The sequence below is a fragment of the Shinella sp. BE166 genome (genome assembly GCF_051201095.1).
Taxonomy (GTDB): Bacteria; Pseudomonadota; Alphaproteobacteria; order Rhizobiales; family Rhizobiaceae; genus Shinella; species Shinella lacus.
Genome location: NZ_JBPEHL010000016.1, coordinates 83,385 through 96,096 on the forward strand (window position 1 = coordinate 83,385; position 12,712 = coordinate 96,096).

At 64.0% G+C, this 12,712-nt stretch carries 15 protein-coding genes and 1 pseudogene; 6 read left to right on the forward strand and 10 right to left on the reverse strand.

Going from position 1 to position 12,712, the window contains the following annotated elements; translation table 11 throughout:
* Positions 1-8: 8 nt before the first annotated feature.
* From J2Y63_RS28400 to J2Y63_RS28415, 4 genes are all read right to left on the reverse strand, one after another.
* Complete coding sequence (locus tag J2Y63_RS28400) at positions 9-1,511, reverse strand: sugar ABC transporter ATP-binding protein (protein ID WP_435268862.1); 1,503 nt, start codon at positions 1,509-1,511, stop codon at positions 9-11.
* Between the two features lie 5 nt (positions 1,512-1,516).
* Positions 1,517-2,500: an ABC transporter permease gene (locus J2Y63_RS28405; RefSeq protein WP_435268863.1), complete on the reverse strand. Its 984-nt coding sequence runs from the start codon at positions 2,498-2,500 to the stop codon at positions 1,517-1,519.
* 160 nt (positions 2,501-2,660) lie between these two features.
* On the reverse strand, positions 2,661-3,743 hold the full coding sequence (locus J2Y63_RS28410; RefSeq protein WP_435268864.1) for a sugar ABC transporter substrate-binding protein: 1,083 nt from the start codon (positions 3,741-3,743) through the stop codon (positions 2,661-2,663).
* Between the two features lie 373 nt (positions 3,744-4,116).
* The gene (locus J2Y63_RS28415) at positions 4,117-5,121 is read right to left on the reverse strand and encodes an oxidoreductase (RefSeq protein ID WP_435268865.1); all 1,005 of its coding nucleotides are present in this window, start codon (positions 5,119-5,121) and stop codon (positions 4,117-4,119) included.
* A gap of 101 nt (positions 5,122-5,222) precedes the next feature.
* Between J2Y63_RS28415 and J2Y63_RS28420 the strand changes: the two genes are divergently transcribed.
* Positions 5,223-6,155, forward strand: coding sequence for an AraC family transcriptional regulator (locus J2Y63_RS28420; RefSeq protein WP_435268866.1), 933 nt, complete (start codon positions 5,223-5,225; stop codon positions 6,153-6,155).
* A gap of 30 nt (positions 6,156-6,185) precedes the next feature.
* On the opposite strand, the gene J2Y63_RS28425 is transcribed toward J2Y63_RS28420, so the two are convergent.
* On the reverse strand, positions 6,186-6,503 hold the full coding sequence (locus J2Y63_RS28425; protein ID WP_435268867.1) for an ArsR/SmtB family transcription factor: 318 nt from the start codon (positions 6,501-6,503) through the stop codon (positions 6,186-6,188).
* Between the two features lie 79 nt (positions 6,504-6,582).
* On the opposite strand from J2Y63_RS28425, the gene J2Y63_RS28430 reads away from it, so the two are divergent.
* Together J2Y63_RS28430 and J2Y63_RS28435 are read left to right on the forward strand one after the other, a co-directional pair.
* Positions 6,583-6,933, forward strand: a complete 351-nt coding sequence (locus tag J2Y63_RS28430) for a putative quinol monooxygenase (RefSeq protein ID WP_435268868.1) — start codon at positions 6,583-6,585, stop codon at positions 6,931-6,933.
* Positions 6,934-7,038: 105 nt separating this feature from the next.
* Entirely contained in the window at positions 7,039-8,247 is a 1,209-nt protein-coding gene (locus J2Y63_RS28435; protein ID WP_435268869.1) for an MFS transporter, read from the forward strand.
* Between the two features lie 14 nt (positions 8,248-8,261).
* Here the strand turns inward: J2Y63_RS28435 and J2Y63_RS28440 are convergent.
* Positions 8,262-8,687, reverse strand: a pseudogene (locus tag J2Y63_RS28440) (fatty acid desaturase); the annotation flags it as partial.
* A gap of 48 nt (positions 8,688-8,735) precedes the next feature.
* On the opposite strand from J2Y63_RS28440, the gene J2Y63_RS28445 reads away from it, so the two are divergent.
* A complete protein-coding gene (locus J2Y63_RS28445) occupies positions 8,736-8,891 on the forward strand; it encodes a hypothetical protein (RefSeq protein WP_435268870.1) in 156 nt (51 codons plus the stop codon).
* Between the two features lie 157 nt (positions 8,892-9,048).
* On the opposite strand, the gene J2Y63_RS28450 is transcribed toward J2Y63_RS28445, so the two are convergent.
* Complete coding sequence (locus tag J2Y63_RS28450) at positions 9,049-9,339, reverse strand: hypothetical protein (protein ID WP_435268871.1); 291 nt, start codon at positions 9,337-9,339, stop codon at positions 9,049-9,051.
* A gap of 67 nt (positions 9,340-9,406) precedes the next feature.
* Between J2Y63_RS28450 and J2Y63_RS28455 the strand changes: the two genes are divergently transcribed.
* Positions 9,407-9,706, forward strand: a complete 300-nt coding sequence (locus J2Y63_RS28455) for an oligopeptide/dipeptide ABC transporter ATP-binding protein (RefSeq protein WP_435268872.1) — start codon at positions 9,407-9,409, stop codon at positions 9,704-9,706.
* Here J2Y63_RS28455 and J2Y63_RS28460 read toward each other — a convergent pair.
* Positions 9,688-10,494, reverse strand: a complete 807-nt coding sequence (locus J2Y63_RS28460) for a phosphate/phosphite/phosphonate ABC transporter substrate-binding protein (RefSeq protein WP_435268873.1) — start codon at positions 10,492-10,494, stop codon at positions 9,688-9,690. The two genes, J2Y63_RS28455 and J2Y63_RS28460, sit on opposite strands and share 19 nt — an antisense overlap.
* A gap of 298 nt (positions 10,495-10,792) precedes the next feature.
* Here J2Y63_RS28460 and J2Y63_RS28465 point away from each other — a divergent pair, with 298 nt between their 5' ends.
* On the forward strand, positions 10,793-11,428 hold the full coding sequence (locus J2Y63_RS28465) for an FAD-binding protein (protein WP_435268874.1): 636 nt from the start codon (positions 10,793-10,795) through the stop codon (positions 11,426-11,428).
* Here the strand turns inward: J2Y63_RS28465 and J2Y63_RS28470 are convergent.
* Both J2Y63_RS28470 and J2Y63_RS28475 read right to left on the reverse strand, forming a co-directional pair.
* Positions 11,421-11,738: a hypothetical protein gene (locus J2Y63_RS28470; RefSeq protein WP_435268875.1), complete on the reverse strand. Its 318-nt coding sequence runs from the start codon at positions 11,736-11,738 to the stop codon at positions 11,421-11,423. The genes J2Y63_RS28465 and J2Y63_RS28470 overlap by 8 nt on opposite strands.
* A 294-nt stretch (positions 11,739-12,032) precedes the next feature.
* Positions 12,033-12,638, reverse strand: coding sequence for a nucleoside deaminase (locus J2Y63_RS28475; RefSeq protein WP_435268876.1), 606 nt, complete (start codon positions 12,636-12,638; stop codon positions 12,033-12,035).
* Positions 12,639-12,712: the final 74 nt, after the last annotated feature.

Consider the following 12,712-nt stretch of genomic DNA (forward strand, 5'->3'; position numbering starts at 1 on the left):
CCGTCTCCTCACACCATTTCCCGCACCAGATCGACCTGGTCCGGCTTGCTGCCCGCCGCCGCATCGAAATGCGCCGTCACCGCACCGTCACGCATGACGAGCACGCGGTGCGACAGGCCGATGGTCTCCTCCAGCGTGTCGGAGAGGAGCACGATCGCGATGCCCTGGTCGCAGAGGTCGCGCACCAACTCGTAGACTTCTTCCTTCGCGCCGACATCGAGGCCGCGCGTCGGATGGTCGAGGATGAGGATGCGCGAGCCCGCCGTCATCCATCGCGCGAGCACGACCTTCTGCTGGTTACCGCCCGAAAGCTTGCGGCAGGCGACATCCGGGCCGGGCGCCTTGATCTTCAGCTTCCGGATCCACTCCGCCGCCAGCCGCCGCTCCTTGCCATAGTCGATGGCGCCGCCGCGCATGACGCTCGAAAGATCGGCGAGCGAAATGTTTTCGGCAATCGACAAAAACATCACCAGCCCCTCATAGCGCCGCTCGCGCGGGATGTAACCGATGCTCTTCTTCACCGCCTGTTCCGGCGAGGTGAACCGCACCTCCTCGCCGCGAACCTTCAGCACGCCTTCGCTCTGCGGCATGAAACCACCGAGCGTGCGGCTCAGCTCCTCGCGGCCCGAGCCGACAACGCCGGCAATGCCGAGGATTTCGCCGGCATGGATCTTGAAATCCAGGTTGTGGAAGGCGCCCTTGACGCCGAGGCCATTGGCTTCGAGCACCACGTCGGGGCGCGGCGGCTTCTGGCGCGGCTCCTTGTAATATTCCGTCTGGAGGCCGCGGCCGACCATGATCTCGTGCAGCTGCGGCGCCGTGACGTCCGACGCCCTGTGCTCGGCGACCACCTCGCCATCCTTCATCGTGTAGACGCGGTCGGAGATGCGCAGCACCTCGTCGAGCCGATGCGAGACGAAGACGAAGCTGGCGCGCGATTTCAGCGCACGCACCCGGTCGAACAGCACCTCGATATCGGCAGCGGTCAGCACCGAGGTCGGCTCGTCGAGCAGGATGACGAGCTGGCGCGACACCGATTCCTCCAGCGTCAGCGCTTTGGCGAGCTCCACCATCTGGCGGGCGGCGAAGGACAGTTCGGCGGTGCGCGTCGTGACGTCGATGTCGACGCCGATCTTGGCAAGCTGCCGGCGCGCGGCCGCACGCATCGCCCGCCAGTTGACGATGCCGAAGCGGGTGAACCGGTCTTCCTGGCCGAGATAGATGTTTTCGGCGACCGACATGTTGAGCAGCAGCGACTGTTCCTGGAACACCATGCCGATGCCGTGCAGCGCCGCGTCGCGCGTGCCGCGCAGGCGCAGCGGCTCGCCGTCGAGCGTCAGCGTGCCGCTGTCGGGCCGGAGCGTGCCGGCCAGCGTGCGCATCAGCGTCGACTTACCGGCGCCGTTCTCGCCGATCAGGCCGATCACCTCGTTCGGCCTGATCTCGATGGAGACATCCTTGAGCGCCTTCACGCCCAGAAAGGATTTGGAGATTGCGTTCACGCTCAGCATGGCGGTCACTTCACGATCTTGAGGCGCAGGCGATCCAGCGAAAGCGCGACCGCCGCGATGATCAGCAGGCCCTGCACGGTCTGCTGCACGTAGGGGGAAATGCCAAGCAGCACCATGCCGTTGGCAAGCACCGTGACGATGAGGACGCCGACGAGCGTGTTGAGCACGCCGCCCTCGCCTCCCGTCAGCGCCGTGCCGCCGACGACGACGGCCGTGACGGCGGCAAACAGCCGGCCATCGGCGATGACGGCGTTCGACTGGCCGAGCTGTGCCGCGGACAGGACGCCCGCCACGCCGAAGAAGAAGCCGGCCACGCCGAAGGCCAGAATGCGCACCCGCACGAGGCTGACGCCAGAGAGTTCGGCCACGTCCTCGCCCCCGCCGATCGCCACGATATGGCGGCCGAGCCGCGTATGATACTGGATCACGACCGCCAGCAGGAAGGCACCCAGTGCCACGAAGACCGCCAGTGGGAAGCCGAGGAAGCGCTCCAGCGAGAGCGCGCGGATGGAGGCATCCGACAGGCGCACCGCCGAACCGCCAAGCATGTAGACCGAAATGCCGAGCCCGATGAACCACATGCCGAGCGTCGCCATGAAGGAGGGTATGCGCAGCATCGTCTGGATGAGGCCGTTGAGGAGGCCGATCGCGACACTCGCGGCGATCGCCACCAGCACGGCCAGCCAGCCGTAATCGTTGCCGTTGAGGTCGTTGGCGGCAAGCATCACGAGCACCATCGCCGAGACCGACAGGGCACCCTCGACGGACAGGTCGATACTGCCCATCAGGATGATGAAGGTCATGCCCATGGCGAGCGTCAGCGGCACCGCCGCGGAGTTGGCGATGCGGATGAGATTGCGCGGCTCGATGAAATTCGGGTTGGCGATCGCGATGAGCACGCAGAGAACGATGAGCACGACCAGAGGGGCGAACCGGCGCAATGCCTTGCCCCCGCCCCTTCCCGCAAAACGCGCGAACAAGCCTCGCATGGTCGATGCCTCCCCCGCGTGTTCCACGACCTTCATGCTGTCAGAATTGGCAGTCAAAGGAAACACTCCGCTTCAAAGGCTGAAAGGTCGCCGGCGAAGCGATCGCCGGCGACAAAACCCGGCGCGCCGCGCCGGGTCCTTGGGAAGATGGATGCTTTCGTCAGGTCCGGATTTGGCCGACGACACGACCCCACAGGTCGTTCCAGTCGATCGTCGGCTGCGCCTCGACATTCGTCTTGTAATATTCCTCGACATTGTCCTTGGTGATCGCGACGACCTTGCCGTAGAACTCGCGATGCTCCGGCGGTTCCGCCGTCGGGTCGAGCTTCTTGGTCAGGGCCGCCAGACCGAGCGCGAGGCCGATGCCCCCCTGCCAGAACGGGTCGGAGGTGATGGTGCAGGCGAATTCGCCGCTGCGCACCGCGTCCACCGCCGCCTTGATGCCGTCGATGCCGACCACCGGCACCTTGCCGGCAAGGCCTTCCGCGCGAAGCGCTTCCAGCGCGCCGGTGCCCATGTCGTCGTTCGCCGCCCAGATGCCCTTGATCTCGTCGCCGAAGCGGGTGAGCAGGTTGCCCGTCAGGTCGAAGGCTTCGGTGGATTTCCAGTTGGCGACCTGGAAATCGAGCAGCTTGATGTTCGTATTGGCGGCCAGCGCCTCATCGAGGCCCTTCTTGCGCTCGATGGCCGCCGTCGTAGAGATCATGCCGCCGAGCGCCACGATGCCGCCCGATCCGCCGATCGCGCTGAACAGCACTTCCGCGATCTGCTTGCCGCTGGCGATGCCGTCGAATTCGATATGCGAGACGTAGTTCGGGTTGAAATCGACCGGATGCAGGTCAGCCGGCTTGTTCCACTGCGTGACAACATAGGCGCCCGCCGCCTTGCAGGCCTCGACGATCGGGCGGGCGTCCGGCGTGTCGTTCGGATCCGAATTCAGCACCATGTTGCCGCCGGTCTTGGCGAGCATCGCCTTGATGTCGGCGATGCCCTTCTCGCTGTTGCCTTCGGAGACGAGCGTGACATGCTCAAGCCCGACCGACTTCGCGAAAGCCTCGGCCCCGGATTTCCAGACGGCATGGTAAGGATTGGAAAGCGAACGGATCGACGTGACCAGCGTCGGCGCGCCTTGCGCGAAGATGCGCCCGGGCATGGCAGCGACCGCCAGGCCCGACGCCGCGCCGAGCAACAGCGTGCGCCGCTTCATCGTTCCGAAATGTGCAAATTGACTTCCATCAGTCATTCTCGTTCCTCCCGTGAAACAATGGAAATTCCGTTCCCCGCCGGTTCGGCCCGGCTGCCTGAACCCTTTGAGCAGTCGTCGTCCAAAACTCCTCTGTTGTACGACAACCCTTCAACACGATAACCATACCCTTGATCGCGACGACGCACAAGGGACTTGAGAATGTCCGTGCGAAAGGGAAACAAAATTCCTCGTGAACGCTGATGGAGAGGGTATGCCGGATGTTTTTGGCAGGGGCCGGCGCGGTCCCTGGTGCGCGGTCGACGTCGCTCGGCTGCGAGAATAACGTTACTGTGCCATCCAAACAATTGTGGCGGCAAACAATGCCGCCACCGATCTCTTCGGGGTTTAGCTTTTGCCGACGGGCCGTGGCTCAAGCCGGCAGGCTGCTTCCCGTCATGGCTTCGCTGAGCTTCCACAGCCGCTCTGCCGAGGCCGGGTCGACGGCATAGGGCGCCACTTTGGACGTCCGCCGGTCGCGGCCTTCGAGCGTCATCGTGACCTTGCCGTCTTCGAGCTCCGCAATGTCCGAGCTGGCGCAGAAGACACCGCCCTTGCCATCGAGCTGCGGACTGACCGCGCACCAGACATGGGTGGCCGCGCCCTGCGGGATGGATTTCATGTCACGGTCGGGATCGATGACCGGCTCCCCATTGGCGTCGAGATTGCCCATCTCCTTCAGCCGCTCGACCGACAGATGCTTGGCAAGACCGGTTATGATGCCGCCCGGATGCAACGAGAACGCACGAATGCCATGCTCGCGGCCGCGCCGGTCGAGCTCGACCGCAAACAGGATGTTGGCGGTCTTCGACTGACCGTAGGCGTTCCACGGGTCATAGGCCCGGTTTTCGTAGTTGATGTCGTCCCAGACGATATCCGAGAAGCGATGCCCCATGGACGAGACGGAGACGACGCGCGCACCGTTCGCGCGGAGGAGCGCCGGCCAGAGCCGCAGCGTCAGTTGGAAATGGCCAAGATGGTTGGTCGAGAACTGCGTCTCGTTTCCACGGGCATCCTGCGCGCGTTCGGGCACGGCCATGATGCCGGCGCTGTTGATCAGGATGTGGAGCGGCAGGCCCGACCGGACGATGCCGCGGGCAAAAGCATCGATCGAGGCCGGATCCGTGAGATCCATCGGCTGGACCTCGATGCCACCGTCGATCTCGGCGATCGCCCGGCGGGCACGCTCGACATCGCGCGCCGGCACGATGACGCGTGCGCCGGCGGAGACCAGTGTCCGGGCGGCCTCCAGGCCGAGACCGGCATAACCGCCGGTGACGATGGCAAGCTTGCCGGTCAGGTCGATGCCACGGATGACGTCGATCGACGTCGTATAGGCTGAAAAGCCCGATCCAAGCGGCTTCTGGGGCGTGGTCATTTTTGCAACTCCGGTGGTTGATCGCTATGGCTTGGATATGCGCCCTTCTTCCCGTATTTTGAATGCGCAATAATCCCTCATTCTGTAGCCAGAGTTCAGAAATGGCCCGTGATCCCCTGTCCCAAACCCTTGAACTGATCGATGCCCGGATGATCTATGCCGGCGGGTTCATCGGCGGTGGCGACTGGTCGATCCGGTTCGATCCGCCGCGCAAGATCAAGTTCTTCGTGATCGGACGCGGCTCCTGCCTTCTGGCGCTCGACGGCACCGCGACAGCGTTCCCGCTCGAAGCCGGCGACGTCTTCCTCCTGACAAGCAATGCCGGTTTCACCGTGACGACCGACCTGGCGCTGACGCCGAAGCCGGCGCATGCGATTTTCGCCGGCGCGGGCGCGGCTATCGTACCGGTAGGCCAGGGCGACGATTTCCTGTTCCTCGGCGGCCATCTCGACACCGATCACGCGGGCGGGCGGCTGATGGTGGAAAGCCTGCCGGATTTCCTGCACATCCCCGCCTGCGAGAGCGGTGCAGGCCGCCTTGGCGCCCTGATCGGGGAATTGGTCGAAGAAGCCGCGGGGCGTGCTCCCGGAGCGGAAATGGCCTGCTCCAGCCTCGCGCACCTGCTGCTGATCCAGATCCTGCGCCGCCATCTCGCGGCAGCCGCTCAGGTCGAGCCCGGCTGGCTGCGCGTCGCCTGCGACCCGCGGCTTGTGCCGGCACTGGCGCTGATGCAGGGCAACCTTGGGCACTCCTGGAGCCTGCCGGAACTCGCCCGTGCCGCCGCCATGTCGCGAACCGCCTTCGCGACGCATTTTCGCGCCGTCGCCGGCATTCCGCCGCTTGCCTATCTGACCGAGTGGCGCATGCGCCAGGCAGACCGCGCGCTGCGCCGCGGCGGTAGTTCCGTGGCCGAGATCGCCCATTCGGTGGGCTACAGTTCGGAAGCGGCATTCAGCGCGGCCTTCAAGCGCGTCATGGGACGCTCACCGCGGCGTACCGCCCGCACCGGTGGCCGAGAGCTGGATGCGGCGTAACATGTCGGCTTGATGGGATTCGCACCCCGTTCAGGTGCTCGCCTTCTCCGCAGCGACGAGATCGAGCAGGCCCGGCAGGCGCCGATCGATCTCGTCGCGCCTCAGCGTCGCCGCCCGGCTGTTGCCCCGGTCGACCTGACGGATCAGCCCCGCCTCGCGAAGAACACGGAAATGGTGCGTCAGCGTCGCCTTACTGACAGGCAGCCCGAAGGAGACGCAGGTACGCTCCGTTCCGGCCGGCGCCAGCGCCAGTTCCATGACGACCTGCCGCCGCAGCGGGTCCGCCAGCGCCGACAGGACGCTGCCAAACGCGATCTCATCCTCGTCGGGGTGACCTTCATGATCCATGCGAACACTCCAAGGTATGGATTGCATCATACCTTATGCAATGATAGGTACGGTGTAATCCATACCAAAAGGAGATGCCATGTCGAGCCCGGCCTTCACCCTCCCCGCACAAGACAGAGATGAAACCGCCCCCTATGCGCTTGCCGGACAAGCCCGCGCCAAGGCAGGCATGGCCGACGCCCTGGAAACTGCCCTGCTTGCCCTCGTCGAGCCGACGCGCGCGGAAGACGGCGTGCTGCAATATCATGTCCATCGCGACCGCACCGATCCGGATCTTTTTGTATTTTACGAGGTCCGGGCAAGCACGGCGCATCTCGAGGCGCACCTCTCGCAGCCCTATGTGAAAGAGTTCCTTGCCAAGCGCCACACGATGCTCGCCGGCGACATGGACGTTCGCTGGTTGCGCATGGCAAGCCCCTATCCGGCTTGATATCTTTCACTTGAAAATACCGGCAGCCCTTGCCCTGACGAACGGAAGAACAATACGATCCGAGTCGGATACTTTATGTTTTTCCGAAAGATCACGAAAACAGCCATGACAGCCGCCGTTCCTATCGCCTCGCGTCCCAAAACCCACCTTGCCGTGCTGGTCGTTCTGGGTTTCAGTCATCTCCTCAACGACCTGATGCAATCGCTCATCCCGGCGGCCTATCCGATCCTGAAGGATGCCTATGCGCTGGATTTCGTGCAGATCGGCATGATCACCATGACCTTCCAGATTGCCGGATCGCTGCTGCAGCCGGCCATCGGCATGGTGACGGACAAACATCCGGCCCCCTATTCGCCGGTCGTCGGCATGATGTTCACCCTTTCCGGGCTCGTCAGCCTCGCATTTGCGCACAGCTATGCGGTTATCCTCGTCTCGGTCGCCCTGATCGGCATCGGATCCTCCATCTTCCACCCGGAAGCGACGCGCATGGCGCGCTACGCGGCCGGCGGCCGGCAGGGACTGGCGCAGGGGCTCTTCCAGGTGGGCGGCCAGGCCGGCGGCGCGCTCGGCCCGGTGTTTGCGGCGCTCATCATCGTGCCATGGGGCCAACCGAGCCTCGCATGGTTCGCCGTGCTTGCTTTGCTGGCCATGGCGCTCCTGCTCTGGATCGGCAGCAAACAGCGCCAGATTAGCGCAGAATTCGCGGCCCTGCGGGCGAATGGCAAGAAGGTGGGCGGCACGGTCCGTCACGCTCCCGCTACGATCGGCCTGGCCCTGGTGGTTCTGACCCTGCTGATGTTCACCAAGAACGCCTATGGCGAAAGCTTCCGGTCGTTCTACACGTTCTACCTCATGGAGAGGTTCGGTCTCTCCATCCCGTCGGCACAGATGATGCTGTTCATCTTCCTGCTGGCCTCGGCCGCGGGCGCGCTTATCGGCGGGATTATTGGCGATCGGATCGGGCGCTATCGGATCATCTGGATTTCCGTCCTGGGGCCGCTTCCCCTGACGCTGCTCCTGCCGCACGTCGATCTGTTCTGGACGGGCGTGCTCACCGTGCTGATCAACCTGATCATGGCAAGCGCCTTCGCCTCGATCCTGATCTACGCCATCGAGCTTCTGCCGCACCGCATCGGACTGATCGGCGGGCTGTTTTACGGCCTGAACTTCGGCCTCGGCGGCATCGCCGCCGCCCTTCTCGGAATTCTCGCTGACAGCTACGGCGTCGAGACGGTGTATTATATCTGCTCTTTCCTCCCGCTCGCAGGCCTGCTCGCCTGGTTTCTTCCGAAGATCGAAGAGGGTAAGCATTAGCCGAAGCGGAGTGGTCAGAACGCCCTGAGTTCCACCGAATGCGGGTCGTCAGCCTCGTAAACATCCTCAGCGACCGTGAAATCGGATTGCGTGTGGCGAGGATGGCGGGGATCATCATGCCACTTCAACAGGAAGCGGTGTGCCACGTCGAGATAGCCGTCATAGACCAGGCCGACATTGATCTCGATCAGCGCATCCTTGTACCGATGGTAGATCAACGGTATTTTGTACCACGGAACGCCTGGCCGCTTGTGGTGCAGCACATGCAGGTTGTTGTAGAGGAACAGCAGCCCGAACAGCGGGCTGTTTTCGACGATCGCCGTGCGTTCGTCGTGGTGGTCGGCATAGCGATGCTCGGCGAAGGACCGCAGCCTGGAAAGCGCCGTTGCGATATAGACGAAGCCGAAAAGATAGAGCCAGAGCGGCATGCCGACAAGGATCTCGCCATCCTAGACCCGGCCAACCGCTCCGGCCCGGTCGATCTCAACGTGATCTGGTCGGTGCAGCAGGGCCTGATCTCCTTCAAGCCGGGCTCGCCCGAATGGGAGCTCGATGCCGCCGAAGAGCTGGAGCAAGTGTCGGACAAGGAAATCCGCTTCAAGCTGCGCAGTAGCCTCGCCTCTACCGGCGGCTACGCGACCTGACGGCGGAAGATATGAAGTTCTCTTTCGAACGCTTCATCAAGCCGGATAGCGAAGGCAAGCCCGTTACCTATACCAAGGACTGGTCCGCGCTCGACCGCGTTGACGTGACCGGCCCGCTCGAAGGCCGCATCATCCTGACGAACCCGGCGCCGGCACTCTATACGATTGCGCTCCCCGATGGCTCGGCCGCATCCTCTCCAGGAAGGCTTTCGAAGCGCTCGGCGAAAAGGCGATCGCCACGAAGCTGATCGGCAGCGGCCCCTATGCGCTGAAGGAATGGACGCCGCGCGAACAGTTCGTGCTTGAAATCAATCCCGACCATAAAGGTCCGATCCAGTCGCACTTCCAGCAGATCGTCGGCAAGCCGATCGGCGAGCAGAAGACCGCGGAAATCGCCTTTCAATTCGGCGAGAATCGCCTTCGCCGCGATCGACGCGGAAAGCGGCAAGGCACTCGCCGCCGCGCCGCCAGACGGGCGGCGGGCACGTGTTCTCCTGCTGGCTGGAGGCCGCGTGATGGTGGCACCGGTTCTCACCCTGAAGGATACGGTGCTCCGCTACGACCGGCTGACCGCCGTCGACGGAATTTCGCTGGAGCTCCACCGCCGGCGCGAGCGCATTGTGCTGTCCGGTGGATTGCCGAGCCCAAGCAATCCGCCGTCTGGATGCCGCTTTCACAAACGCTTCCCCCTCGCTCAGCCGAAATGCGCGGCCGAAGTGCCCGCCCTCCAGACCGGAACGGGTGGCCGCAGCGTCGCCTGCCACTTTCCGCTCGCCGCGGAACCGGCCGTCCTGCTTCAAGCGATGGCGGGGTAACCATGACGCGCAGCATACCGATCCAGTTCCGCCAGCAGCTCGTAATCGGCATCGCCGAGCAGGCTGATGCCGCGCAGCGAGAGCGTATCGCAGACTTCGGCGAGCGCAGGATCGGCAATGGTCTGCGCCAGCGCGCGCCGCAGGGTCGCCAGGTCCGTAGCCGACGTCGAGGCGGCGGTGATGAAGGGCAGGCCCGGCCCCTTCGCCGTTTCCGCCAGGATGCGCACGCCCGCGACACGCTCGGGATCGAAACGCAGGGTGTTGCCGAAGGTCACGCAGTCGATCGCCGCGACATCGGCCGCCCCGCTCGAAACGGCATCGATGCTCGCCCGATGGCCGCCGGTCTCCAGCACGGATGCGAAGAACCGCCCATCGATGGCATGCGGCGCCACGAAGGCGCGGAAGAGGTTGTAGCCGGAATTGCTGCCGGGCTCGTTGATCGCCGCCCGCCCGCCCCTCAGATCCTCGATCGACTGTGCGGAAGACGCTGCATTGACGATGATGAAGCTGCATTTGAGTGGACCGTCGCAGCCGGGGAGCCCGTAAACGGGGGAAGCGACCAGCTGCACCTTGCCGCGCAGATGCTGGACGTAGGGGTAGCCGCAGGTCTGGCCGAACAGCAGGTCCGGGCGAAGCCACGCTTCGTTGTAGCGCACGCCGTCGTCAAGCGTCTCGGGCGCATCGAGCCCAAGGTCCCGCAGCCGCTTGCCGAGCGCCTCCCAGAACAGCCATGTCGCCTGCGCGACCGGCTCCGGGCCGACATACATGGCGAGGCTGGCGATGGGCATGGACGAGCTCCGGAAACAACTCAAAACCTATGCAATACATAGATGAGATTTCTTGCCTGAAAGGATTTCTGCCATCGCAAGACGCCGGCTCCACCGCTGCACCTACAACCGAAATTGCCCGCGACGTGCTCGTAATCGGCGGTGGTCCGGCGGGATGCTGGGCAGCGCTTGAACCGCGGCAAGCGGTGCCAAGGTCGTCCTGGTCGATAAGGGTTATTGCGGCAGTTCCGGCGCCACCGCCTCCGCCGGCACCCAGATCTGGTACGTGCCGCCGGACCCAGAGGAGCGGTAAGCGGCGATGGCAAGCCGCGAGGCGATGGGCGGCTACCTCTCCGAGCGCGGCTGGATGGTGCCCGTTCTCGGCAAGACCTACGAGAGCGTCAATCGGCTGGCGGACTGGGATTATCCCTTCCCCGTCGATGACAAGGGCGAGCAACAGAGCCTTTCCGTACAAGGGACGGAATACAAGCGATGGATACGCCTTAAGGTGAAAAATGCCGGCATCACAATCCTCGACCACCATCCTGCTACCCGGCTGGTGAGCGATGGCGCCGCAGTCATGGGCGCGACGGGCCTGCGCCGGCAGGAAGGTGGCCACTGGGCGGTCCAGGCAGGCGCGGTCTTGCTGGCAACGGGCGGCTGCGCCTTCATGAGCAAGGCGCTCGGCTGCGACGTGCCGACGGGCGACGGCTACCTGATGGGCGCGGAGGCGGGCGTCGAACTCTCCGGCATCGAGTTCTCCTCCGCCTACGCCATATCGCCGGCCTCCGCCTCGAGCACCAAGATGGCGCTCTATCGCTTTGCCCAGTTCTACCGCCGGGATGAAAGCCTGATCGAGCGCGCAGGCTCTGCCTGTGGCCGCTCGATCATCGCCCGCATCCTGCTTCCGAGCCCGTCTATGCCCCGCTCGATCTTGCTGAAACGGATCAGGTGAAGGCGATCCTGCGGCTGACCGCCTCGCCTGTACCGCCACCGTTGCCGGCTTTAATGCCGCGAGCGACAATGCCACCCGCGAACCGATCTGCGGCGCTGCAACTGCGCCAGGCCCAGGCCGCCGTGAGGCAGGAGACGACCGATCCGGGGGTATACAGGGAGGCCGCCGAATAATGATCGAGGTTCCCAATACCGACACCTGCACGGACTGCATTCTCTGCGTCCAGGGTCTGGCCCACCAATGTCTTCGAGGCGATGCCCGAAGGACCGCCGCTGATCCTGCGGCAGGCATCCTGCCAGACCTGCTTCATGTGCGAGGTTTATCGCCCGGTCGATGCACTCTATGTCGATCCAGATGCCGAAGCCGTGCATGGGCTGACGGTCGAGGGAGCAAGCCGTTCGGCAGCTACCGCAAGGCGATCGGCCGGCAGAAGTAAACCCGCCACCGCCCTCACATCGACGACCATTTCCGCCTGCCACAGTGATGGCAGAGGCTCGATGACCGGATCGAAGAATTTGGTCGGTTGATCGCCCGACACCAAACGCGCCGCCGAGGGCAAAAACCACCGGCAGCGTGCCCGGGGAGGAGCTGGGTAAGAAAGAGGTTAGTTGAGGGGGATGGCGTTGCCGTCCTTGCTTGTCTGGTAGACGACGGAGAGATCGTCGTATTTCAGGCGGATGGCTTCGGCTCGCTCCTTGAACTCCTCGCGCTGCGGCTCGGGAAGGCGGTCGATCAGGGCTTGGATCGATCGGCCTTTCCAGAAGGCGTTCGTCTTGTTGTAACCGCCGGCGTCCAGTGTGAAGACTTCCTTCAGGATCTTCAGATCGTGCGGGATGGAAAACGCGTCGCGGGAATCTTCGTGGCTGAAGAAATAGAAGAAGTTGTCGAAGCCGGCCCAGGTGATCGCCGAAAGGCACATCGAGCAGGGCTCGTGCGTCGACAGGAAGATGAGATCTTTCGAGTCCGGCCGGTCGCATTGCGGCATCTCGTAGAACCGCTTCAGGGTATGGACCTCCCCGTGCCACAGCGGGTTTTCCATCTCGTTGTTGGTTTCGACGAGGACCGTCGACAGGTCCGACTTGCGCAGCAATGCTGCGCCGAAGACCTTGTTTCCGGCCGCAACGCCGGTTTCCGTGGCGGGGATGACGCCATCTTCCATCGTGCCGAACAGGGCGTCGAGCAGGCGGCGGGTTTCGGTTTCTTCCGACATTTTGTCTCCTTTGAGGTCGGTGGAAAAGTGGGTCCGGATCAGGGGCCAATCCCGATCCGGATCGCGTGGTGCAA